The 19616-nt window shown below is 46.2% G+C and carries 37 protein-coding genes; 23 read left to right on the forward strand and 14 right to left on the reverse strand.

Going from position 1 to position 19616, the window contains the following annotated elements; genetic code table 11:
• Position 1 precedes the first annotated feature (1 nt).
• The 14 genes from FW758_RS05525 to FW758_RS05590 all read right to left on the reverse strand — a co-directional run bounded on the left by FW758_RS05525 (position 2) and on the right by FW758_RS05590 (position 7907).
• The gene (locus tag FW758_RS05525) at positions 2–385 is read right to left on the reverse strand and encodes a hypothetical protein (protein ID WP_446444848.1); all 384 of its coding nucleotides are present in this window, start codon (positions 383–385) and stop codon (positions 2–4) included.
• Complete coding sequence (locus FW758_RS05530) at positions 382–711, reverse strand: hypothetical protein (RefSeq protein ID WP_446444849.1); 330 nt, start codon at positions 709–711, stop codon at positions 382–384. The genes FW758_RS05525 and FW758_RS05530 overlap by 4 nt, the downstream gene beginning before the upstream one ends.
• The gene (locus FW758_RS05535) at positions 708–1412 is read right to left on the reverse strand and encodes a hypothetical protein (RefSeq protein WP_445782185.1); all 705 of its coding nucleotides are present in this window, start codon (positions 1410–1412) and stop codon (positions 708–710) included. The genes FW758_RS05530 and FW758_RS05535 overlap by 4 nt, the downstream gene beginning before the upstream one ends.
• Positions 1409–2032 carry a hypothetical protein gene (locus tag FW758_RS05540; protein WP_445782186.1) on the reverse strand — a complete coding sequence of 208 codons (624 nt, stop codon included), beginning with the start codon at positions 2030–2032 and terminating at the stop codon, positions 1409–1411. Before FW758_RS05540 ends, FW758_RS05535 begins: the two co-directional genes overlap by 4 nt.
• Entirely contained in the window at positions 2029–2565 is a 537-nt protein-coding gene (locus FW758_RS05545; RefSeq protein WP_446444850.1) for a hypothetical protein, read from the reverse strand. The genes FW758_RS05540 and FW758_RS05545 overlap by 4 nt, the downstream gene beginning before the upstream one ends.
• Positions 2562–3086, reverse strand: coding sequence for a hypothetical protein (locus FW758_RS05550; protein WP_446444851.1), 525 nt, complete (start codon positions 3084–3086; stop codon positions 2562–2564). The genes FW758_RS05545 and FW758_RS05550 overlap by 4 nt, the downstream gene beginning before the upstream one ends.
• Before the next feature lie 42 nt (positions 3087–3128).
• Positions 3129–3476, reverse strand: coding sequence for a hypothetical protein (locus tag FW758_RS05555; RefSeq protein WP_446444852.1), 348 nt, complete (start codon positions 3474–3476; stop codon positions 3129–3131).
• 100 nt (positions 3477–3576) lie between these two features.
• A complete protein-coding gene (locus FW758_RS05560) occupies positions 3577–3861 on the reverse strand; it encodes a hypothetical protein (RefSeq protein WP_446444853.1) in 285 nt (94 codons plus the stop codon).
• Positions 3854–4276 (reverse strand): hypothetical protein, encoded by a 423-nt coding sequence (locus tag FW758_RS05565; RefSeq protein WP_446444854.1) that lies wholly within the window; start codon positions 4274–4276, stop codon positions 3854–3856. The genes FW758_RS05560 and FW758_RS05565 overlap by 8 nt, the downstream gene beginning before the upstream one ends.
• A gap of 172 nt (positions 4277–4448) precedes the next feature.
• Positions 4449–4958, reverse strand: coding sequence for a hypothetical protein (locus FW758_RS05570; RefSeq protein ID WP_446444855.1), 510 nt, complete (start codon positions 4956–4958; stop codon positions 4449–4451).
• Between the two features lie 328 nt (positions 4959–5286).
• Positions 5287–5436 carry a hypothetical protein gene (locus tag FW758_RS05575; RefSeq protein WP_170927447.1) on the reverse strand — a complete coding sequence of 50 codons (150 nt, stop codon included), beginning with the start codon at positions 5434–5436 and terminating at the stop codon, positions 5287–5289.
• A gap of 862 nt (positions 5437–6298) precedes the next feature.
• On the reverse strand, positions 6299–6712 hold the full coding sequence (locus tag FW758_RS05580) for a superinfection immunity protein (RefSeq protein ID WP_446444856.1): 414 nt from the start codon (positions 6710–6712) through the stop codon (positions 6299–6301).
• Positions 6713–6745: 33 nt separating this feature from the next.
• Entirely contained in the window at positions 6746–7168 is a 423-nt protein-coding gene (locus tag FW758_RS05585; protein WP_446444857.1) for a hypothetical protein, read from the reverse strand.
• 22 nt (positions 7169–7190) lie between these two features.
• Positions 7191–7907 carry a S24 family peptidase gene (locus FW758_RS05590; protein ID WP_446444858.1) on the reverse strand — a complete coding sequence of 239 codons (717 nt, stop codon included), beginning with the start codon at positions 7905–7907 and terminating at the stop codon, positions 7191–7193.
• 108 nt (positions 7908–8015) lie between these two features.
• Here FW758_RS05590 and FW758_RS05595 point away from each other — a divergent pair, with 108 nt between their 5' ends.
• The 23 genes from FW758_RS05595 (at position 8016) to FW758_RS05705 (ending at position 19612) form a co-directional block, all read left to right on the forward strand.
• Positions 8016–8219, forward strand: a complete 204-nt coding sequence (locus FW758_RS05595) for a Cro/CI family transcriptional regulator (protein WP_259574265.1) — start codon at positions 8016–8018, stop codon at positions 8217–8219.
• A 32-nt stretch (positions 8220–8251) separates the two neighbouring features.
• On the forward strand, positions 8252–8827 hold the full coding sequence (locus tag FW758_RS05600) for a phage regulatory CII family protein (protein WP_446444859.1): 576 nt from the start codon (positions 8252–8254) through the stop codon (positions 8825–8827).
• The gene (locus FW758_RS05605; protein ID WP_446444860.1) at positions 8824–9018 is read left to right on the forward strand and encodes a hypothetical protein; all 195 of its coding nucleotides are present in this window, start codon (positions 8824–8826) and stop codon (positions 9016–9018) included. The genes FW758_RS05600 and FW758_RS05605 overlap by 4 nt, the downstream gene beginning before the upstream one ends.
• A complete protein-coding gene (locus FW758_RS05610; protein WP_259581639.1) occupies positions 9018–9299 on the forward strand; it encodes a hypothetical protein in 282 nt (93 codons plus the stop codon). Before FW758_RS05605 ends, FW758_RS05610 begins: the two co-directional genes overlap by 1 nt.
• Positions 9300–9371: 72 nt before the next feature.
• The gene (locus FW758_RS05615) at positions 9372–10439 is read left to right on the forward strand and encodes a replication protein (protein WP_446444861.1); all 1068 of its coding nucleotides are present in this window, start codon (positions 9372–9374) and stop codon (positions 10437–10439) included.
• Positions 10420–10971 carry a replication protein P gene (locus FW758_RS05620; RefSeq protein ID WP_432287634.1) on the forward strand — a complete coding sequence of 184 codons (552 nt, stop codon included), beginning with the start codon at positions 10420–10422 and terminating at the stop codon, positions 10969–10971. Before FW758_RS05615 ends, FW758_RS05620 begins: the two co-directional genes overlap by 20 nt.
• A complete protein-coding gene (locus FW758_RS05625) occupies positions 10955–11335 on the forward strand; it encodes a hypothetical protein (protein WP_446444862.1) in 381 nt (126 codons plus the stop codon). Before FW758_RS05620 ends, FW758_RS05625 begins: the two co-directional genes overlap by 17 nt.
• The gene (locus FW758_RS05630) at positions 11332–11838 is read left to right on the forward strand and encodes a hypothetical protein (protein WP_446444863.1); all 507 of its coding nucleotides are present in this window, start codon (positions 11332–11334) and stop codon (positions 11836–11838) included. Before FW758_RS05625 ends, FW758_RS05630 begins: the two co-directional genes overlap by 4 nt.
• On the forward strand, positions 11838–12290 hold the full coding sequence (locus tag FW758_RS05635) for a hypothetical protein (protein WP_446444864.1): 453 nt from the start codon (positions 11838–11840) through the stop codon (positions 12288–12290). The genes FW758_RS05630 and FW758_RS05635 overlap by 1 nt, the downstream gene beginning before the upstream one ends.
• A complete protein-coding gene (locus tag FW758_RS05640; RefSeq protein ID WP_446444865.1) occupies positions 12287–12856 on the forward strand; it encodes a TIGR02642 family protein in 570 nt (189 codons plus the stop codon). Before FW758_RS05635 ends, FW758_RS05640 begins: the two co-directional genes overlap by 4 nt.
• Complete coding sequence (locus FW758_RS05645; protein WP_446444866.1) at positions 12856–13119, forward strand: hypothetical protein; 264 nt, start codon at positions 12856–12858, stop codon at positions 13117–13119. Before FW758_RS05640 ends, FW758_RS05645 begins: the two co-directional genes overlap by 1 nt.
• Positions 13116–13715: a hypothetical protein gene (locus FW758_RS05650; protein WP_446444867.1), complete on the forward strand. Its 600-nt coding sequence runs from the start codon at positions 13116–13118 to the stop codon at positions 13713–13715. The genes FW758_RS05645 and FW758_RS05650 overlap by 4 nt, the downstream gene beginning before the upstream one ends.
• The gene (locus tag FW758_RS05655; protein WP_446444868.1) at positions 13715–14950 is read left to right on the forward strand and encodes a tyrosine-type recombinase/integrase; all 1236 of its coding nucleotides are present in this window, start codon (positions 13715–13717) and stop codon (positions 14948–14950) included. Before FW758_RS05650 ends, FW758_RS05655 begins: the two co-directional genes overlap by 1 nt.
• Before the next feature lie 60 nt (positions 14951–15010).
• Complete coding sequence (locus FW758_RS05660) at positions 15011–15289, forward strand: hypothetical protein (RefSeq protein WP_446444869.1); 279 nt, start codon at positions 15011–15013, stop codon at positions 15287–15289.
• Entirely contained in the window at positions 15282–15887 is a 606-nt protein-coding gene (orn, locus tag FW758_RS05665) for an oligoribonuclease (protein WP_446444870.1), read from the forward strand. Before FW758_RS05660 ends, orn begins: the two co-directional genes overlap by 8 nt.
• A 195-nt stretch (positions 15888–16082) precedes the next feature.
• On the forward strand, positions 16083–16406 hold the full coding sequence (locus FW758_RS05670; RefSeq protein ID WP_446444871.1) for a DUF4406 domain-containing protein: 324 nt from the start codon (positions 16083–16085) through the stop codon (positions 16404–16406).
• A gap of 56 nt (positions 16407–16462) precedes the next feature.
• A complete protein-coding gene (locus tag FW758_RS05675) occupies positions 16463–16948 on the forward strand; it encodes a hypothetical protein (RefSeq protein WP_446444872.1) in 486 nt (161 codons plus the stop codon).
• A 304-nt stretch (positions 16949–17252) separates the two neighbouring features.
• Entirely contained in the window at positions 17253–17765 is a 513-nt protein-coding gene (locus tag FW758_RS05680; protein ID WP_446444873.1) for a glycoside hydrolase family protein, read from the forward strand.
• Positions 17766–18014: 249 nt separating this feature from the next.
• A complete protein-coding gene (locus FW758_RS05685) occupies positions 18015–18539 on the forward strand; it encodes a hypothetical protein (protein ID WP_173496335.1) in 525 nt (174 codons plus the stop codon).
• Positions 18454–18642 carry a hypothetical protein gene (locus FW758_RS05690; RefSeq protein WP_446444898.1) on the forward strand — a complete coding sequence of 63 codons (189 nt, stop codon included), beginning with the start codon at positions 18454–18456 and terminating at the stop codon, positions 18640–18642. The genes FW758_RS05685 and FW758_RS05690 overlap by 86 nt, the downstream gene beginning before the upstream one ends.
• Positions 18643–18655: 13 nt before the next feature.
• Positions 18656–18925, forward strand: coding sequence for an HP1 family phage holin (locus FW758_RS05695; protein ID WP_012587930.1), 270 nt, complete (start codon positions 18656–18658; stop codon positions 18923–18925).
• On the forward strand, positions 18918–19277 hold the full coding sequence (locus FW758_RS05700) for a hypothetical protein (protein ID WP_446444874.1): 360 nt from the start codon (positions 18918–18920) through the stop codon (positions 19275–19277). Before FW758_RS05695 ends, FW758_RS05700 begins: the two co-directional genes overlap by 8 nt.
• A complete protein-coding gene (locus FW758_RS05705) occupies positions 19274–19612 on the forward strand; it encodes an HNH endonuclease (protein ID WP_432351228.1) in 339 nt (112 codons plus the stop codon). Before FW758_RS05700 ends, FW758_RS05705 begins: the two co-directional genes overlap by 4 nt.
• Positions 19613–19616 lie beyond the last annotated feature (4 nt).

The raw sequence follows: 19616 nt of genomic DNA on the forward strand, positions 1-19616 counted from the left end.
GTTAACCAGCCTTGCTAATTTGATGGATTGAATCAGTTAACTGATAACTGGCTAATTGGGTTTCTAGCTGTGTTTCGAGCTGTGCGATGCGCGCATAGGCTGCAGCTAACTTGGCAAGATGCTTTTCCCAGTCGATTTCTTTGATGGCTTCAACAACGCCCATGGTGTTGTTAAGCGTGGTTTGGGCGCGCATCAGGTTTGATAGCTCGATAAAGTGGCGAGCGGCGCAGCGTTCTGGTTCCAAGCCTGTGGTGTAGTGCAGTTTTATTGCGGCAATAGTGGGCTCGGATGTGATGCGCGTTAGCGATAGCAGTAAGTCGATTTTGCGTTCTGACTCACTGCCAGCGAGTAAGTGGAGCATTTCGCGTGGGGCGGATTTAGTCATGCTGCACCTCTGTTCCATTCGTTCTCAGGGCTTGCGTCCCAGTAGCAAAACTCGATAAAGTTTTTAAAGCCGTCTCCGTACTCTAAATAACGCTTATAGCGCTGCTGTGACTTAGTTGTTTTGCGGATACTGCCAATCTCGCCGTATTCAACTTCCCAAGTTGGGTGGCAATGACGAATAACGCCTGGCTTATCGTCGTCAAAATTAACGCCAAGGTGATGGCCGCAATCTTTTACGATTACGCCAGCGCGGCCATTTACTTTCACTAAGCGGCCTATTTCGGCTGGAACAGCGTAATACTGTTTGATGTAGTCAAATTGGCTCATGCTGCTTTTCTCCTTGCCTTGCTCGCTTTCAATTCTTCGCAGGTATCCGACACAACAAAGCTAAGGCCATTGCGTTCGCTGTATTGCTCTGCGCAGGTATAGTTTTCGTAAGGATTAAACCCCCAAGTGATGGCGCCACAATGTGGGCAGTTACCGCGAGTTTTACCTGAGGTTTGACGGGTGCGTTGGCGCTTAGGTTTGCGAATGCCAGCAGCGGTGATCATGCGGCGTTCGTTGACGTTGGCGGCTTGGAAAGTACGGCGCGCGATGGCGTCGATATCCGACTTGGCGTAGATAGTGGAATCAAAGCCCTGTTCGACTAGTTCCCATGATCGTAAAAGTGCTGATTCGTAACTAAAAACGGCAGATGATTTATAATTAACACTTTTAAATTCAAGCGTTAGCCAATAAACATCATTGCCATCAGTACTGTCACCAACGCGAATTACGTACTCATTACAGCCTGACTTTTCACCATAATTGCCTAGGAGTTGGCAATCAACACGCACGGTTGCCAGCTCATCCACAAGCGCTTTTGATAGCGGAACGTCAGTGTGACGGCTATTAAAATGTCGCTGTGCTTCTTCAAGGGTAAAAATCTCAGCCAGTTCAAGACTGCTAGTGTAGCCGCCTCGGTCTGCCCAAAACATACAAGTTCGGCCAACGTTAGAGCGCGAATCGCGCAGGTAAAATTGGCTCATGCCTGCTCTCCTTTACGCTTGATTTCGGCTGTTTCCCAAGCTTTTAAATCATTCTGATTTATTCGCCACTCAAGTTTTCCATCAGTTCCATAACCAACACTTCCACCATACTTAGCGCCATCAAAAGTGAAAGATGCAGAGCAATAGCATTGAGGCCATTTACCTCTAAATTCTTTAAACGTTAAGTCAGGGCGTAGCGAGAGTATTTTTTGCTTGAAGGTTTCTGCTTTTGCATCGTGCTCTGCTCGTTCACGCATCTCTTCATCGAGACAATGCTGATTACAGTAAATAAGATGGTCTTTTTCGATTGGATTTAATTTAATGATGTTCCCGTCATCATTCTCATATCCATCTTCAATATCATCGGTAGATATTTCATGACCGCAATGAGCGCATTCTTGCCACCAACCGTTTTCAATCATTACTAACGGTGGGACTCCGCCTTTAACACCAGCGTATTGATCAGCCCATTGGGCACGGCGGCACGATTCAACCTCGCCAAATTCAAGGCTAAGTTCGTTTCCACCTTCTCGGCGAGCTGTTGCTGAATTAGTTGCAAACACAATGCAACCATATTCATCGCCCTGCACTTGATATGCTTTAAGAGGCTTAGTGTTCATGCTTGCCATCCTTGCTTGATGATTGGCAGTTGTGCAGCTGCGGCACGAACAGCGGCTGCGGCTTCTTTGCCATAGCCCCAAATATCGCCGTTATCAGGGTTGCTGCGATTAGGTGCTATCCAGCCGATTGGTATCAGAGTGCCTTTGGTGATGTAGTCACGCATTGCACACACTAAGTCGCGTAATGTTCCTCCGTGGTGAAACCCGCTCCACTGACCTCGGTAGTGGGTGTAAACCCTAGCTTTCGAATATTCACTTACAAACCAAACCTTGCCGTTTTTATCCAACTCAAGCGTGGCTATGGTGCCTTTGTACTCGAAGAATTTACGTCCATGCTCAGATAGGGCTTTGATTAAAGCGTTAGCGTGTTCTACGCGCTCGGTGATGATCGGCGCTGGTAAGTCATAAAAAGTGTCGCACTGACATCTAGGGCAAATGAAAGTTTGCATACACCCTTCATCACGCTTTGATGCTGTTGAGTAATCACCAGTCCAGCGGCATGTGCGGCGACTGCATTCGATACGTTGGCTCATGCTTTCACCTCAACTTTTGCGGCTTGATAAGCACTTTTTACGGCTTCATATTCGCTGCCAAATATCTCGGTCGCATCGATAAGACTTAGGCGGGTATCGAGGTAAATAACGTCATCGTGCAGGAACAGCGAAAGCGGGGCGAATAAGCAATCACCCCAATTTGTACCAATCGCCTCTAGTAAAGGTATGCGTGAAACTTCTTCAGGCATCATGGCATTGTATTTAGCTCTGATAGCTTCTAACGCTTCACGATCTGCCGCTTTCGGTTTGCCGTATTTTGGTGATGAAGCAAAGCAATTTGCCGCTTTAGGCTTTAGCCATAAGTGGTTATTCTCAAGCTGGTTGAAGTTGTGAAAGTTAATGCCAGCACACGAAATACTTTCAACGCGATTGCTAAAAATAGGTTTGCCACCGAAGTGGTCGGCTAATTTAGTCGCTTGCTCAATCAAGTTTGCTTTAGCTGCATCAAAGTCTTTGAACGCTTGCACTGCGGTTGCGTTGGTAATTTTGTAGTAACTCATATCGATTCTCTCTGCTCTGTTTTCACTGCACTTAGGGTTGCGTTACGCGGCTATTTCGCCGTTGTAGACCACCCAACTGATAATCTCTTTCTTGGTCTTGGGATTAACCTTGCCTGTAGGTTTGCGGTAACGAACGTGCAGGTCGCGGCATTGGTCCTGTTTTTTTGCTAGCTCAATGTATTGCGCGCAGAGCGAAGGCGTTGAGAGCGAATGCGACAGCTTTTGTGGCTTCATGGTTTCAAACTTGGCCTTTGCCATTTCATCTAGCTTGGCTTGGTATTCCGCGGGGCTGAGTTCGCGACGCTTAGGCTGTACGCCTTCGTATAGGCTGCACTTTTTAGCCGCTTCTTTTTTAGCTATGGTCATGGACACGCCGTATACGAAGAACATGGTGAACTCCAAACTGGTGATTGCTCACTAGGCTGATAGATGGAATAGGGTTGGTTTGAGTTGAACTTGTAAGGATTACTTACACGTTCACATTGGGTGCTTAGCTTGGTGTGCTGGCGAGTCGCGCATATTCAGCGTTGAGCAGGTCTTGCGCGCTGCGCTGGCCGTGCTTTTGCTTTATCTCTTGCCAGCTTTCAATTAGCCGATCCCAAGTGTGTTTTGATTCGGGATAGTCGATGATCAGCTGGTTTAACTCGGCTATTGAACGGTCACAGTGGGCGGACATGGCATTTTCACGTTTACGCCCTTGCGCCTCTTGCTTGAGCTCGTTCGCGAGCATTCCAACTAATTTGTCGCTGGTGGCATGGGCCTGTGCATCAAACATGGGGTACCTGCTTTAGGCTGTTAATCACTTGATGTTGAAAGCAGCGGTTAATCCAGCTGCAGGTTCGGTCGCTGATGGTGATTTCGGTCGCGGTTGGCAGGGATACTCGGGTGAGTTTTACGCGGCCGCTACGAGTTATTTGAATGTTGGCCACTTCGTTTAGTGGCGTTGTTTTTAACGGGCTTTCATCCAACTTGGTGACGTGGAAGCGCTCGCGAAATGCATAGGTGCAAATGTTGTTTTGCAGGTATTGCTCTAACGCATTTTTGCGTTGAATAACCGTTGGGCAGTGCATGAGGTTGGTCAATTGGGCGAGGCGACAGGCTATGCCAAGGTGCATTAGCAACTGAGCTTCGATTGTGGCACGTTTATCTTGCGCAATGGCGCATGATTGCGCTGCGATTGGGTGTTGCATAGGTCACCTCGCTGAATCGTGGTTAGGTTTTAAAGGCTAGAAATTAAAAGGAAGGGTTTGCGTTACAACAGGTCGAACGGGATCAACTTGGCGAGTAGCATTAGCACTAAGTCGAGAAAGTCGGGTTGCTGAGTTTTCATGGTTTCTCGTCCTGCAGGGGAACAGATTTGAACTATCCGGTTATTCCGGATGGTTGGCGTTGGATAGCGGCTTGGTTTAGGTCATTTGCGATGGCAGCTTGTATCTGTTCAGCCATTTCGATGGATTCGACTTCTTGGCACTGCTGGACTAGGTGTAATGCGGCCTTTAATGCTGCGGCAATTTCCGCCGTTAGTTCTCTATCTACATTGATGATGCTTATTAACTCAGTAATCAGGCAGTACATTGGGTTGTCGCATTCATATTGCTCTGTGATTAACCCGCTTAATGCTTGGTTAACTTCTTCGGCTAACCCAGCTGATTTGCCTGTGATGTCATCGCTTTCAATAACTGGCAGCATGGCTTTTAACGCCAAACCTAAGTCATATAAATCATGCGGGTGGATCAGGCCTTTTTTAATCACTTTAACAGCCACTTTGACGAGCATTTCAATCACAAGGTGCATTAAAATTCGTCTAATTAGCAACTTAGCCACTCTTTTATTTGCATCGTTTAATTGCGCCGTTATTTTCATTATGTTCATACTGACCTCGATATGGATGTTTTAGCTTAAAGCTGTATGGTTGCCGGTTACGTCATACGGCGGCCTGAACCCGTCCTCTGCCGCGCTATGCCGCTAATAACTGGTGCTGAACTTTCAGGCGTTCGCGCTGCTTTACCAGTGGGACCTTTATTTATTAACCCTAACCAGATCCAAAGCTGGCTCAGAACGTGCTGACTCGGGGCGCAGTCATAACCAGCGCTTGTGGTCGAACTATTGAGTTACTTCATCGGCTTGCCCTCTGGTTGTTTGCCTGCTGGTGCCGCAGGCTGGCGTGATTTAATTAAGTTGTTCGGAAATCCTGAACAACTTAGGTTTTGAAAAATGTTTCAACAAGTTGATAATTTGAACGTCCAACTCTGCGCACTTCAAATTCTCTACGGCCGAGAGTTAGCTTTTCTCCTAGTGCAGGCAGGCTATTAAACAGCTGCACATGAGCTTCTATTTTTCTAAGCAACATTTTATTTCCTTAATTTATTGGGTTTTAATTGCCGTTATTACTTATTCGCATTAGTGAAGGTGACTGTGTCTCGGCGTTCGACCGTTCACGTTTCGCTTTGTCTATATTGGCTTTGCCTCACGACTACTCTGGCTAATCCGCACGCTGCCTTAAGTCACACATGGATAAATCAGCCACCTTCCCAATGCGCCCTGTTGCCAAGGCGATTGTCCATCTACCACACCGCCGATGGTTGGCGGGGCTATACACATATTTGGGTCATGCTCGCAGTGAAACCATTTAGTACCTGTTCTTATGGGCTCTTCCCACTCAAACAGTCCGGTCGCCAATAGCGGTGTATAGGTCTGTTTACGCGGATTACTATCCTCCGCCGCGTGATCCTCGGAGTAACCTAGCTTGGTTCCCTCACAAATGAGGGTGCCAAGGTTAGTTGTTCATGGGCCAGTCTGTTAAAGAGCGTTTGATGGGATACAGTTTAGACAAGTAAACATTTCTGTCAATAAAAAAGTTTAATCATCTAAACTTTTTTGTTTAGAGTAATTCAATTGCGGTTTAGTTAGCTGATTTTGGTTTAGAGGGTTACTTAAGAGGTGAGGTTTAGAATGGGTAGTAAAATGCGAGTGGTGGTTATTGGCAGCATGATCGGATCAGGAAGTGCACTGAGTCGTGCGCTAAGGCTGTTGGCAAATAATATCGATGTGGTGAGTGCCGTTACGTCAAACGAAAGGGATTTTTTGATAGATAGGCTGCGCTGTATACCTGAACCTGCAGATCAGTATCATGCTGGTATCGGCAGGCGGCGCAATAAGTCAGACCGTAAAAGGAGTAGGGCTGATAGATGGAGATGATGGCTTTAATGCTTTTAGCTTAAATCACTGCCGCAGTGTTTACACTTTCTTGCTGCGAGTAAAATGTCTTCCGCACAATACTGGCATTGCTTCATCTTTTTTTGTTCAGGTGGTGGTGTGGGTGCAGTAGGTGCATTGACTGTGACAGTTTTAACGGGCTCTTGGCTTTTGACTGCCCATACCAGCGCAATAACCCAGCCGACGAGGGTCCAGCCTAAAAACAGATTTAGGGCGAATATTGAGAAGAAGTTAGGTTGCTTATGTATATAGGCTTCATACATGGGGTAGAAGTAAAGCACTGGCGCTAGTAGGAAAAACGATGCGGAAACAAATGTTCCAAATTCATTAAGCTGATTAGGTGGCGTTTGGCCCATGCCATAACTGTAGCCCGTTAATGCTATGAGGATGATCATTCTTAAAACAAACATAAATAACTCCTTTTATTTACTTTTCCTATGACATCAGTTGCTGGCGATACCGCCTGATATGATTTGTTGATTGCCGTTCTGGTCTGTCATCACTCGATATAGTTTGTGCTGCCCTTGGCCTATGCTGGTTTCAAAGTGTCGGATACTGGCGCCATTGCAGAGGGCAGTGCCTGAAGGCTGCGAGCCTAAGATCAATTCGCCTGGCATCACGTTAAAAGTGACTTTTTCAGCGGTATCCAGCTTGGCAGCTAACGTATCGTTTAAGTAGACATCAATATAACAACCTCCACCCACAAAGCCGCTATCACGAATAATGGTGATTTTGGCGTTTGTGTTGTCAGTGGCTTTAAGTAACACCCTTTCTGCTGGCACAGGTACGGCTTTATCGATAGTCACTGCTGAGGTAGCACAGCCAGTGAGTAACGCTAAAAGTATTGAGGCAGTGATAAGTCTCATTGAAAATCCTTTTAAGTATTTGCTAGTTATTCCAAACGTTTAAAACCGACCACCAGAACACCCAGCCAATGATTTTGAAATTACTCATTTGATCTGGTTGGATAATTTCATCTGGATATTCGTCGTTGTTGTAACTTTTAACGCGAATGCCGCCACCAGGTATGCGATAGAGCATTTTCACTCGCAACATGCCGTCGTGATCAATGGCATACATTTTACCATCGATGATGGTTTTTTTACTGGTATCGACGCCGACTGTAGTGCCGTGCTGTAGAACTGGCAGCATACTGTCACCAGAGACCGTCACACAGGCCGCATATTGCGGATCAACATTACTCTTTTTAAGGGTTGATTTAGCAAACCGCAGTTTGAAATCGCCATTTTCTTGGATAAAGGTAGAACCATTACCTGCGGCCAATTCTACTTCACGAAAAAACGGTAATGCCACTTCATCATCTCTTAATGGCGTATCGTTATCCCATAGTTCAAAGCCCGGATGCCAATGCGCATTCGCCTCTCTCACTTCCGACTTTTTGTCTTCATCTTCACCCGTAAGCAACCACTCTGGCGAGCACTGTAAGCAGCGTGCCAACGAAAATAAGTTTTCACCTGATGGTTGGCTTGTGCCATTTACCCAATGACTAATGGCACCTTTAGAGGCGCCTGTTTGTTTTACTAAGTCAACGGACTTCAAGCTAAGTGCTCGCATCCGTCTCTTGATTCTTTCTGACATATCCATAGTTAAGCAATCTAAACCTTTCGAGGTTGAAAGTCCTATACAAAATTAGTTTACTGATCTAAACTTCTGTTCAATTCAATAAACGTCATAGCCAAGCTGGAACTAAATATGAAAAAAACTGACGCGATTAATTACTTCGGCTCAAGCATCAAACTTGCTGAAGCCTTGGGACTTAATAAGTCTGCTGTTTCTCAGTGGGGCGAAGAAGTTCCTGAGCTTCGTGCCTTTCAGCTTGAGCGCTTAACGGGTGGTGAATTGAAGGTTCATGCTGATAAAGCCATTGAATCCAATTCAGCATCTCAGGTTGCCTAGCTAACTAGTGTCTAAACAGGATAACTAACCCTATGAGTAAACTAACATTAAAGCGCCAAAGTCTCTCATGTACCGATCCACTCTATGCCGCCCATGCGCTTGGGCACGATTACGGTGTAGATAAGCTGGCTAAGGATTTATTCCAGCAGCCCGGTGTGATGTACAACAAGCTCAACCCTGATAACGACAGCAATCACTTGTATTTGCGTGATGCGATTCATCTAACTGAGTTGGCCGATGACGACCGTATTGTGTCGGCGTGGTGCCATAGCCGTGGTGGCGTGTTCGTTAAGCTACCTGCCGCGGTTAACTGCGATGAAGAGTTAAGCGATCAGCTGTTATTGATTAGCGAGCAGATGGGTATTGCACTGGCTGAAATCCGTGACTCCCGCGCTGATGGGGTGATCACCCCTGACGAGTTTGAACGCATCGGCCGCGAGCTCACCAACACAGTGCGCGAAGTGCTGTCGCTTAAAGCCGTGGTGAGCAGCCAAGTTCGGGAATTGCCTGATTTTGAAGAAAGGCAACTTGCTGGTGTGATTCACACGACCAAGATTAGCGATCCTCTAATAGGGTCAGAAACCCTAACTAAAGAGCGCACAGCATGAGTGATATTGCAGATGTAGCTGCCATTGAGAATGACATTCACATTAAGGCCGCGCTGGGCGTTCGCCTGCCCTCATTGCCGTTTACTGGTTTTTGTCATTACTGCAAGAGCCCAATTCCTCATCAACAACATTTTTGTGATGCCGACTGTCGCCATGACCATGAGCGGTTAAAAGCGAATGGGAGAGTGTGATGAAAGCTTACGATCCAGTTATTGCGGTAAAGGTTGATGCAAATCAGTTAACTGATAACTCCTGCGCAAATATTCCCTACACCCCAGAAGAAGATGCCGAGTTCGCTCGCATTGAGCGTAATCAACAAATTTCCGAGTTTTCTCGCATTGAGCGGGATCATGAAATTGCCTTGCTGGCGAACGTGATCCGCACGTCACCGACTACTAGTGCTGAGGGTATTGCGGCGCGGGTGCTGGATGCGGGGTATCAGTTTTCAGGTAGTGCAGTGCAGTTGAAATAAGAAAGCCCACTAGAGCTGTGGAGGCTGTGGGCTTAATACCGAGCAACGTTACAGGAAGCCGAGGTAAGGCAGATGTTACAAGAACAAGAACTTAGCGTCAATCATGATGCTGGTGGCAGCAATGTGGTGCCGTTACGGCCCGTTGCTGAGCACAAACAACAAGCGCGGGGTGGGGTGGTGAAAGCAGACTTGGATGATGGTTATTTACGACTCTCCAATACGCTGGTGGATGCCCTGTGCCGAACGAAATTGAGTGATCGTGAAAGCCGTGTTGTGTTTGCTGTGATCCGTAGAACCTACGGCTATGGCAAGGCTACTGATTGGGTTTGCTTAGAGCAATTAGCCGACATGACGGGTATTACAACGAGCAATATTTGTCATGCGATTAAGTCGCTTACTGCGCGCGATATCATCATAAAAGATGGCCGTAAAGTTGGTGTTAACCCGATTGTTTCGGCGTGGCAAGACAAGAAGTCGCATTCGATTAACGGTAAAAAATCCACTATTAAAACCGACAATATTATTGTCGATTCTGACAATGCCATTGTCGAAACCGACAGCGTAGGTTGTCATAACCGAGAGATACAAAAGAAAGACACTAATACAAAAGAAATACAAAAGATCTCTTCGTCGAACATTGCTGTCGCAATGACCGACAAGCCATTAAAACTCGATGCTGCTGTTCAAACTCCGAATGGCAAACTTTGGGGCACTCAGGACGATTTAACCTGTGCTGAGTACATCTTCAACAAAGTCCTGATTGTTAACCCCACTGCAAAGCAGCCTAACTGGCCTGACTGGGCTAACCAAGTACGTTTAATGCGTGTGCAAGACCAACGCACTCACCATGAAATCTGCAAGCTGTTTAAGTTTGCCAATACCGACTCATTTTGGGCGAGCAACGTGTTATGCCCAAAAACCCTACGTAAACAATGGGACAAACTTAACGCCAAACTGCTAGCGAGAACATCACATGAAACCACTGCAAACGATTCTGCCGCACACAATCAACGCTATGAGAACCCCACAGCCAGAGTATTCCGCGAACTGCGGGAAATGGCAGAGCAGCTCGAGCAGTCAACAGATCACCACGGTAGTGGCCACACAATTGATGCCGACTATGAACCTGTACAGTCGTGATTTTAGCAATCGGTTTGGTGCTGAGCTTGGCAGTGTAGTGGCGGAGTTTGTTAGCAAAATTGGCGAGGCAGGTTTGAGTGTGGGTGAGGTTATGATCGGTATTGAGGCGTTTAAACAACGCGCAGCGACCGCGCCGTGGAGCGTTAACCCAGCCGAGTTCGTTGCTATGTGCACACCTACACCTGAGCAGTTGGGCTTACCTAATGCAGAACAAGCTTACCGTGAGTGTTGTTCACATGGTCGATGGCCAAGTGAGCACAATTGGAGCCATGGCGCTGTATTTGCCGCTGGCCGTGAAACGGGTTGGTATGAGTTGCAAAACCGTACTGAACAGCAAACGTGGCCTTTGTTTAAACGTAATTACGAGGTGATGTGCCGCCGAGCTGTGAAGGGCGAAAGCTTTGATGCGTGCATTCCTAAGGCGCTTGCTGCCCCTGTAAACAAGCCAGTTGAAAATCAAAAGGCATGTTCGATTATCGCTGATCTGCGCCAAAAGTTTGGGCTAAGGACTGCAAATGGCTCTGGCAATTAAACCGTTACCTGCAGATGCGCCTGATTTTTATAGCGCGATTGTTTCGCCAACAGCGGATCCTATCACGGTCAAGGATGCGGTTAACGATGCCGTGTTGTTTGTGCCGACTCAGCACTCTGCAGCAGATCTACTGGCACAAGGATTTCGGTGTGCGCGTGAATACCCGCTGTTTTATCACTGCCGTAGTGGTGATTCAGACGCCAAGCTGATTCAAAAGCACATGTCTGTTATTCCTCAGCAGTTTAAGCATTCAGTGTCGATCGAGTACGAACGCTTATTTGCCATTGGTGGGCGTGATGGTCGCTTTCAGGCGAATCGGTTTTTAGTGGAGCAGTCGAAACATTTTAGAGGGGTAGTGGCGTGATTCGAATAGGCATTGATCCTGACCTCACTAAAAGCGGTGTGGCGACTGTAGTTAACAACGAAATAGTGACGCTTAAGAGTATGGGTTTTAGCGAGTTGATTGAGTTTGTGGTTCTCACTGCCGCTAGTTCAACTTGCACGGTATTGCTTGAAGATGTGGATAACAAAAAGCCGGTATTCCCTAAGCGGTTAAGGCAGTCGGTTAAAGGGCAAAACTGCTTGCTTGCCTACATTGGCCATGCACCTAGCCAAAGCGGATCTAACGCCAAGGTTAACATGAGTATTGCCGAGGATTTGGGCAAGGTGAAAGCCACGGCCAGACTGATTAAAGAAGTGCTTGAGGATAAGGGCATCAAAGTCACTTTGGTGAAACCGCTGCGTGGTCCGATTAAAAAAGCCAAGGATAGCAGTGTTTATTTTAACAAGATCACCGGTTGGACGGGGCGCAGTAATGCCGACACTCGCGATGCTGCACTGATCGCCATGTTTTGGCAGGGGGAATAATGCCATATTTAAAAAAAACTCTAACTGAGCGGCTTGAACAGGCCATTTCTATTTACCTAGATGAAGGTTGCTCAATTTTAGTTGCCGCAAAAAAATCGCAGATCAGTAAAGATATTTTATCAACACATTTGGCTAAACGTGGGTTAGTACGTACGAATGTAACTGATAACAGCAAGCTTGAGATGGCTGTGACGCTTTACGTTGTTGAAGGGTTGCCAGTTATTGCTGCATCACAACAAGCTGGCATAGGTACCCGCAGATTAAGTGCAGCACTAATCGAACGCCAACTTATGCGAACTGATCGCCGCAGTGGCAATGCGAATGGGAAGAAATCGGGTTCGCGCATTGATCCGCTGGAATCGAAAGAGAGCCGTGTATTTCGCATAGCACTGGCCATTATTCACAAAAGTGCGGCACCGACTGCGCAATCACCTCAAGGGACTGACCGATGATATCGATAGAGCGCTTATTTGAGTTGCTGTCGCCCCGTGGTGTTGCCATTGGTGCGGCAGTCGGTGGCAAAGGGGTTTTTAGTAAGGAGGATGCTATGGGTGTTGTCGCGCAGGTGCAGGGTAAGTATTTAGTCGGCGTTAAAGTATTAGAGGCCAGTATTTGCGGCGATATTGATGCCGAGAATTTGCTGATCAACGCCTTAGCCAAACAGTATGAAACCGACTTTAGGCCTGTTGCGGCGACTGCGTTGGCAAAGCTGGCCGTGAATGAGGTTTGTGGATCCCGCGTTTGCACTAAGTGCCATGGCACTAAGCTGAATTATCACCGTAATGGTGAGTGCCAGCATTGCTGCGGTACCGGAAAGATGTTGAACACGGTTGAGCAGCTGACTAAATCGTTTTGTGATTTAAGCGGTACCAAGATCACCACAGAACAATTTAGCCAGCATTTTTACGACAAGTACATGAGCGGCGTCGACACGCTGCACCATCATCAAGCCGATGCAGAACGCCATGCAAAGCGGGTATTGCGCTTAGTCGCTGCTGAAAATGAGCAGGTGAACTAATGAGTACACCAGATAACAGACTTACATTTAATGACGTACCTTGGCAGCAAGGTCGTGTTCTTTACACAAGGCACACTCGCCGCTGGAGTAAGCAAGAACTTGAGAAAGTCACAAGGATAGAACGCCGCACCGCCTTTGCTCATTTTTATGCCCATGATGAAGGTCGCAGCCGTGATCTTGTGTATCAATTTGATAGCACTGAAGAGTGTGAGAAAGCGGTTAATGAGCACAACAAAGCGTTAGCCGAGAGGCTATCCAAATGATTGAGACAGTAAACGACTTAGTTAAGCGCCTGGTTAAAGAGGCCGATCAACTCGAGTCTATGGGCTCGGTTGATTTGGCCTGTGGCGTTCAGGCTGCAGTGCGAGTGATCCGTGATGAATTAGATGCTAATGCCGCAATTGGTAATGCTGACAGCCACCGCATCGAGCCACTAGAACGCCAGAACAAACGCTTGATGGCGGTACTCGCCAAGCAGTCCGTATTAAATGAACGCTTTGATTTGCTCTGTAAAGACGGCGTGTTATCAACGCCTGAATATAAAGCGATGGTGCTTGCCAAAGAGGCAATTAAACGCCAGATCAATGCGCTGCCCAAGTGTAGAACCTGCCGCGGAGTTGGCAAAGTTAGGCCGATGTTTGAGCTGCATTGCTGCGATCAATGCGGCGGTGTTGGCGTGAATGTAACAGCCAATAATGAGCTGATTAAGCTGCAGCAATCCTTGATCCTGACTGAGTTTGAGTTGATTGAAAAACTGATTGCTGACTTGTTTAAGGTGGGGTTATCACCTGCAGATAAAGAGGCCATTGCCATCGAGTATTTTTACGCGGATTGCCGCACTAACCTGAGGTGTGACTAATGGCCGTGACCTGTATTGCGTTAAGTGACGCCGCCATTAAACGGGCGGTTGCCGATCAGTCTATTACTGAAATCAGGGACCCAAGATTCCCGCTGAGACTACGTTTGGCGAGTTCACGCAGCCGTGGTAGCTGGCACTTAATCACCTATAAAGACGGCAAGGCAAATTGGGCTAAGGTTGCCGATTGGCCTCTAGTTAGCGCTAAGGCCATGCTGGATGATTTACCGTCGCTCAGCATGCAGCATAGGCAAGATCAGAGTGTGAAGGTTAATACCTGGCTAAGTTGCGGGGGATTATTAAATTGGTATTTAAGCCGGTCACAAACGGATACCAGTTTATCGTTGAAGCGTAAACGCAATATCAAGTGCGCCATCACCAAGCACTTAATCCCTGTGCTGGGTGATGTGATGCTGAGTGAGCTTAATCATCATAAGGTTGATGAGTTATTGATTTGGCCCCTGCAGGCTCGCTACGCATTGGGCAGCGTTCGCCAGTATTACGCGATTTTACGTAAGGCATTTAAACAGGCGACAGTGCTTAAGTTGATTAGTGATGATCCGCTGGCATCATTGAGTTTTACCGATTTTATCTCGACACCAATTGCGACTAAGCCGCCAAAACTACAATCCACTGATCTGCTGCAGCTGCTGACTAATATCGGCAACGCTAACGATGGCGCCGCCATGCTGATTTTTATCATGCTGGCTTACGGTACCCGTATCGGTGAAACCCGTTTACTGCGCTGGACCTACTACGACGAGGCCAATGCTAAGTTGGTGATCCCTGCCGGCATTACTAAAACACATGCCCAACTGACTATCCCGATCACCCTATTAATGGCTGATGTATTACGTTGGCATAAATCCACGCAGGAAGCAGCAGGGTATCGCGGCGGGTATTTATTTCCGCATCCTTGTCGCAATGGTGGATTAGATGAACGGTCGGCGAATAGTTTGGTTAAGCAAGTGAGTAACAGTGAATGGACTGCCCATGATTTACGTAAGCTAGCAAGGTCGTGTTGGGCTGACTTAGGCATTGATTACATGGTGGCCGAGCAGATGTTAAATCATTCGATGACCAAGCTAGATCAAGCGTATATCCATACCTATTTAGCAGACCAAAAGAGGGCTGCAATTGAGTTGTGGCACAGTCATTTAATGGCAATTTATAACCCGTTTATTGTTCGTGTGAATCAAGACAGTGCCAAGACAGGAATTAATTGTAAAACAGCCTAAACCGTTGGTGTAAGTGGTTTGCGGGTTAGTTTATGCATCTTCACAAAGGGAAGATATTTAATGAGTAAAGCGAAGGTTTTAAAAGCGGTTGGCTACATGACAGAACAACAGGCTATAGCGGAGGGTTTTAGTCATCATGGGAAATATTATGGCATCCCTGTATGGCTTGGCGATATAGAAGGTGACTTCTGGGTGGCGACTAAATGGGCACCAATGGAATGGCTAATGTCACTATTCCATGTCGTTGAGGGTACGATGAGGCCAATCTTATACCCTGATGAACCTAATTCATTTCAGTTTCAAATAGGCAAGGAAATTAAGGAGCACTTTCATGAATAGTTACTTTTTATTTGGCGATATTGAAACTGGCGGACTTAATGGTCGCCTTGATAACGGTCAGTTGGGTATGGAGTATTACCCAATTTTTGAAATTGCCTTAGTCGTTACCGATAGAGAACTCAATCAGGTGGGCTCTGCGCTGAGAGTTGTGATCCATCAAGATGAGGCTGCAATTAGCCGATCACATCAATGGGCGATTGATACACACACCAAGAGCGGCTTGCTTGATGAAGTACGTCAGTCTGCTTGGTCGTTACTTGAGGCTGAACAGCAGATCATCCACCATCTTCGCCAAATGGGTATTGAGGCATATGACCGAGAAACCAAACAAGGGGTGATCTTCGCTGGTAACTCCATCATGTTTGACCGTTCGTTCATACTTTGCCAAATGCCAGAGCTGCACCAGTTCATGCATTATCGTCAATTGGATATTTCAGCATTAGCACTCGCTGCCATGGCATGGGCGCCAGAACTAGCCAAAGAGGCGATAGCAGCCAAGCAATATAAGCATGAAGCGTTGGCAGATATTAGAGAATCAATCGCCGAGCTTAAGTATTATCGCCAGGCACTGTTTGGAGGTAATGCTAATGGCCTGTGATATTTGTAGTGCCAAAAAGCCAACCACCCCACTAAGTGGACAATATCAAACCGCTGACATTAAAGAGGTTTGCCAAGAGTGTTTGTCGGATATATCTAAGCAACACGATAAGATCAGAACTCATTGCATTGGGTTGATCCCGCTATTTTTTAAGCGCTATGTAAAGCTATACAGGTTTAATAAGCGAGGTGGCAAGTGATTGCCACCTATATCGCTGGACCAATCAGTGGCAACGTCGAGGTCAATAAGCTGGCGTTCTTTAGTGCAGCAGAGGAATTGGCCGCAACGGGCAGAGTAGTGTTGCACTCTGCAGGGTTGCCAGTTGGGCTCACTGAACCGCAGTATATGGATATCTGTTACGCCATGATCCGCGCCTGCAATGAGATTGTGATGTTGCCCGGTTGGCGCAATTCAGATGGCGCCACCGCCGAGTATTACTACGCCAAAAAGATAGGGCTTAAGATTGTGTTCGTCCCAACCGGAATAGACATTGCCTATGGGATGAGTTTAGTATCTTAAGAACTTAAATCAGTTAAGTGATAAGTATAAATATTAACATGGATGGTGAGGATCTTATGGTTTTTAGAAGTTTACAGGAAAAGCAGTGGGCAAAGTTTTTTGATTTAATCGGGGTTAAATACATTCATAACCCGCCTCACGTTAAAGTTAACGATGACTTTTATTACTCACCGTCTTTTTATTTGCTAAATGTAGATGTCAGCTTTGTTCCAAGTTCAGAAAAAGAGCATGGTGTTTATTTTGATGTTGTTACTGAAGATGACCATATGAACTTTGGGTTTGCTGAAAAGTTTCCTAAACCAATTCTCACAGGGAACCTATTGCCAGTATCACAAACTGAAGATGTTGATTCACTTAGTTATGAACAGTTGATTGATGGCAGATATAGTTTTATGAAGCTGTTTGATGGTGTCGTTGTTGCAGAGACGTTTTACCATACGATGAAGCAAGAGAGTTGGAATGAGAATACTCAAGTTTTCGACAAGGATCGGATGATGATACCGTTTAATGAAGCTAAAGAGGCTAGTGAAGAGGTTTATTAACACTATTGACCTAGCTGCATAAATTCACTATCGTGCTATAACAATGCGGATTAAAGCATCTAAAGCCACCTTAAAGGTGGTTTTTGCGTTTTATAGGCATAGATTTATATGGAATTAGTAGCAGGATTTGAGGCGGATAAGGAAACTAAGCCGCATTGGAATGCCTGCTTTTGCTATGCATGTCATATACCGTTCGAGCGAATAGCTAAAGCGAGGTACGTGATGTGGTTCAAATCCACCAAATTCCATCATTTTTGATATCAAGCCTCAGCACCTGCTGGGGCTTTTTTTTGGGGCAAATTCAATGCGCAATAAGATGATAGTCACAGGCCTTAGCCTATCAGCTGCAGCACTCATTACCTTGGTCACCTCAGAAGGGTTTGCGCCACTCGCTACAGTGCCGGTGCAAGGAGATAGGCCGACTGGCGGCTTTGGTTCTACGTATCACGCCGATGGAAGGCCAGTAAAGCTTGGTGAGAAATTCACCCCTATTAATGCGTTGACAACAGCTAAGGCTCACATCTCAAAGGATGAGGAACGCTTCCGCAATAGCTTACCGAACGCCGAGCTTAACCAAGCATCTTACGATCTTTATATCGACTGGGTTTATCAGTACGGCATTGGCCGATGGTCTAACTCACCCATGCGTGATCATGTAATCAAGGGTGAATATCAACAGGCATGTGATGCGCTTCTGCTTCCTCAATATCGCACTGTCGCTGGCTATGACTGTTCAACGCCTGGCAACAAGCGCTGCTATGGCGTCTGGGTTCGAGTGCAAGAGCGGCATAAGCGCTGCCTTGACTCACTGCAGTAGATTCACTCTAAATAATATCCAACACAACGCGATTAGAAGCGATTACTGAATGGTTTAAATTCATGATGCCAGCGTTCAAATCTTTCGGTAAAAGCCCTGAAATCAACGCCTATGAATCGGTTGAGGCGTTGTCAGTGGGGGTGGGGCGGGTCGAAACCTTGGGGCTTTTGCCTAACTGACCGTGCGCTCCCATCTTTATACAAAACCGCGAAATGAAACCTTTTTTTCTGGCGCAGGAAGGTCTTGAAAATGTTCAGTACATTAAAGAATAAAATCATTGCGTTAGTTATCGGTTTGCTGGTCGTTACTATTCTGGCTTTAGGTGTGTTTTTGACGATAAATCAGGGTCAAATAGCACTGTTAAAGAGTGATTTGGCTAGATCAGAGCAATCAAGGGAAAACTTGCAAAAGGATTTGACCTCTGTTTCAGACTCGCTTGAAGTTGCTGAAAAAGATAAAGAAAACCTGTTATCTAGCCTTAGCTTATTAGCGAAAGCATTAAGCGATCGAGAACGTGATCGAAATGAAATTAAGCAGGAATTTGCAGCAAGTAATAAAGAATTGAAGCAAATTTTTAACGGGGCCAGTGATGAAAAAACGAAGTCTTGGGGTTCTGCTGATATCCCTGCAGATCTTAATAGGGTGCTCGAGCGTTCAGCCAGATGTGCGAACCGTTACCGTCACCAAGATAAAGTATGTTTTTCCACCACAGGAACTGATCAGCCAGTGCCTAGCGCCACGATATTCCAGCAAGAAAAACCAAGAACTTTCTGAATACACCAATTCGTTGATTGAAGTGATTTCATTGTGTGACCGAGATTTGCTAGCACTAGAAAACTGGATTAACGAGCAAAAATCAAAACTGTCTACCGAGTGATCGGAGGCTAACAATGAATATCAAACCATTGGCGCCAATTATGGATAAAGCTACGACAACCGGAAGCTATATTGCTTCGATCTCAACAGCAATAGGCGGCTTTTTGTCACTCAATAATATTGCGTTGTTGCTTGGTATCGCATCAACAATCGCTTTATTCGTAGTTCAATTTCGCCTCTCGCGAGAAAAGAAAAAGCAAAACCGAGAATTTCACGAAGCGAGAATGGCCGCGATTAAACAAGGCAACTTAAAAGTAATCAATATGGATGATGGCAATGAATAAAGTCGTAGTGGTCTTTAATGGCGCCATTGTTTCAGTTCCAGCTGTCGAATCTGATATTGGTAATGGCGCAAAATCATTAGTGCCATTGGTACCCGCTGATTGGGTTGATGTCACTGCATTAAATGCGGCATACCCAACATTTCAGGGAAGTACCAAGCCACCAGTTATCAATCAAAGTACTCACGACGATTTAATTGAGCAAATGAAAGCCTTAACCGCCGCCATTAACGCCCAAACTACAGCGATCAGTCAGCTGGTAAACAGTAATCTTGAAATCGTTGATCAGATGATGGCCACAGGTCCAGAAGAAGAAAACCTATCAGGCTATTTAGATGGCTCAGATGAGTTATGAGTCAAAAACCTAGCTGGCGTGATGACAAGCGTAAAACCGCTGAACGTGGTTATGGTGGACGTTGGCAAAAAGCCCGAGAAACATTCTTAAGTCGAAATCCGCTATGTTGCTTCTGCGAACAAAAAGGCAAGATCACAGCCGCGACAGTCGTGGACCACAAAATTCCACACCAAGGTGATCAAGCCTTGTTCTGGGACACCAATAACTGGCAACCGCTTTGTAAGCTTTGCCACGATAGCACTAAAAAAATAATGGAGAATAGAGGGGTAAAGCCTGGCGCTGATGAAAGCGGCAAGCCTACAGACCCCAACCACCATTGGAACAAGATTAATTGAGGTG

The organism is Shewanella sp. 1180_01 (assembly GCF_052850535.1).

What these genes read in the sequence shown, in the direction of transcription:
- FW758_RS05550 (WP_446444851.1), bottom strand. Translation starts at nt 3,086, where the DNA reads ATGAGTTACTACAAAATTACCAACGCAACCGCAGTGCAAGCGTTCAAA.
- FW758_RS05535 (WP_445782185.1), bottom strand. Translation starts at nt 1,412, where the DNA reads ATGAGCCAATTTTACCTGCGCGATTCGCGCTCTAACGTTGGCCGAACT.
- FW758_RS05700 (WP_446444874.1), top strand. Translation starts at nt 18,918, where the DNA reads ATGAATAAAGTCGTAGTGGTCTTTAATGGCGCCATTGTTTCAGTTCCA.
- FW758_RS05610 (WP_259581639.1), top strand. Translation starts at nt 9,018, where the DNA reads ATGAAAGCTTACGATCCAGTTATTGCGGTAAAGGTTGATGCAAATCAG.
- FW758_RS05640 (WP_446444865.1), top strand. Translation starts at nt 12,287, where the DNA reads ATGATATCGATAGAGCGCTTATTTGAGTTGCTGTCGCCCCGTGGTGTT.
- FW758_RS05595 (WP_259574265.1), top strand. Translation starts at nt 8,016, where the DNA reads ATGAAAAAAACTGACGCGATTAATTACTTCGGCTCAAGCATCAAACTT.
- FW758_RS05570 (WP_446444855.1), bottom strand. Translation starts at nt 4,958, where the DNA reads ATGAACATAATGAAAATAACGGCGCAATTAAACGATGCAAATAAAAGA.
- FW758_RS05540 (WP_445782186.1), bottom strand. Translation starts at nt 2,032, where the DNA reads ATGAACACTAAGCCTCTTAAAGCATATCAAGTGCAGGGCGATGAATAT.
- FW758_RS05530 (WP_446444849.1), bottom strand. Translation starts at nt 711, where the DNA reads ATGAGCCAATTTGACTACATCAAACAGTATTACGCTGTTCCAGCCGAA.
- FW758_RS05615 (WP_446444861.1), top strand. Translation starts at nt 9,372, where the DNA reads ATGTTACAAGAACAAGAACTTAGCGTCAATCATGATGCTGGTGGCAGC.
- FW758_RS05695 (WP_012587930.1), top strand. Translation starts at nt 18,656, where the DNA reads ATGAATATCAAACCATTGGCGCCAATTATGGATAAAGCTACGACAACC.
- FW758_RS05580 (WP_446444856.1), bottom strand. Translation starts at nt 6,712, where the DNA reads ATGTTTGTTTTAAGAATGATCATCCTCATAGCATTAACGGGCTACAGT.
- FW758_RS05685 (WP_173496335.1), top strand. Translation starts at nt 18,015, where the DNA reads ATGTTCAGTACATTAAAGAATAAAATCATTGCGTTAGTTATCGGTTTG.
- FW758_RS05585 (WP_446444857.1), bottom strand. Translation starts at nt 7,168, where the DNA reads ATGAGACTTATCACTGCCTCAATACTTTTAGCGTTACTCACTGGCTGT.
- orn (WP_446444870.1), top strand. Translation starts at nt 15,282, where the DNA reads ATGAATAGTTACTTTTTATTTGGCGATATTGAAACTGGCGGACTTAAT.
- FW758_RS05575 (WP_170927447.1), bottom strand. Translation starts at nt 5,436, where the DNA reads ATGTTGCTTAGAAAAATAGAAGCTCATGTGCAGCTGTTTAATAGCCTG.
- FW758_RS05660 (WP_446444869.1), top strand. Translation starts at nt 15,011, where the DNA reads ATGAGTAAAGCGAAGGTTTTAAAAGCGGTTGGCTACATGACAGAACAA.
- FW758_RS05705 (WP_432351228.1), top strand. Translation starts at nt 19,274, where the DNA reads ATGAGTCAAAAACCTAGCTGGCGTGATGACAAGCGTAAAACCGCTGAA.
- FW758_RS05620 (WP_432287634.1), top strand. Translation starts at nt 10,420, where the DNA reads ATGAACCTGTACAGTCGTGATTTTAGCAATCGGTTTGGTGCTGAGCTT.
- FW758_RS05590 (WP_446444858.1), bottom strand. Translation starts at nt 7,907, where the DNA reads ATGGATATGTCAGAAAGAATCAAGAGACGGATGCGAGCACTTAGCTTG.
- FW758_RS05560 (WP_446444853.1), bottom strand. Translation starts at nt 3,861, where the DNA reads ATGTTTGATGCACAGGCCCATGCCACCAGCGACAAATTAGTTGGAATG.
- FW758_RS05680 (WP_446444873.1), top strand. Translation starts at nt 17,253, where the DNA reads ATGCGCAATAAGATGATAGTCACAGGCCTTAGCCTATCAGCTGCAGCA.
- FW758_RS05600 (WP_446444859.1), top strand. Translation starts at nt 8,252, where the DNA reads ATGAGTAAACTAACATTAAAGCGCCAAAGTCTCTCATGTACCGATCCA.
- FW758_RS05565 (WP_446444854.1), bottom strand. Translation starts at nt 4,276, where the DNA reads ATGCAACACCCAATCGCAGCGCAATCATGCGCCATTGCGCAAGATAAA.
- FW758_RS05655 (WP_446444868.1), top strand. Translation starts at nt 13,715, where the DNA reads ATGGCCGTGACCTGTATTGCGTTAAGTGACGCCGCCATTAAACGGGCG.
- FW758_RS05650 (WP_446444867.1), top strand. Translation starts at nt 13,116, where the DNA reads ATGATTGAGACAGTAAACGACTTAGTTAAGCGCCTGGTTAAAGAGGCC.
- FW758_RS05555 (WP_446444852.1), bottom strand. Translation starts at nt 3,476, where the DNA reads ATGTTCTTCGTATACGGCGTGTCCATGACCATAGCTAAAAAAGAAGCG.
- FW758_RS05635 (WP_446444864.1), top strand. Translation starts at nt 11,838, where the DNA reads ATGCCATATTTAAAAAAAACTCTAACTGAGCGGCTTGAACAGGCCATT.
- FW758_RS05645 (WP_446444866.1), top strand. Translation starts at nt 12,856, where the DNA reads ATGAGTACACCAGATAACAGACTTACATTTAATGACGTACCTTGGCAG.
- FW758_RS05605 (WP_446444860.1), top strand. Translation starts at nt 8,824, where the DNA reads ATGAGTGATATTGCAGATGTAGCTGCCATTGAGAATGACATTCACATT.
- FW758_RS05545 (WP_446444850.1), bottom strand. Translation starts at nt 2,565, where the DNA reads ATGAGCCAACGTATCGAATGCAGTCGCCGCACATGCCGCTGGACTGGT.
- FW758_RS05525 (WP_446444848.1), bottom strand. Translation starts at nt 385, where the DNA reads ATGACTAAATCCGCCCCACGCGAAATGCTCCACTTACTCGCTGGCAGT.
- FW758_RS05625 (WP_446444862.1), top strand. Translation starts at nt 10,955, where the DNA reads ATGGCTCTGGCAATTAAACCGTTACCTGCAGATGCGCCTGATTTTTAT.
- FW758_RS05675 (WP_446444872.1), top strand. Translation starts at nt 16,463, where the DNA reads ATGGTTTTTAGAAGTTTACAGGAAAAGCAGTGGGCAAAGTTTTTTGAT.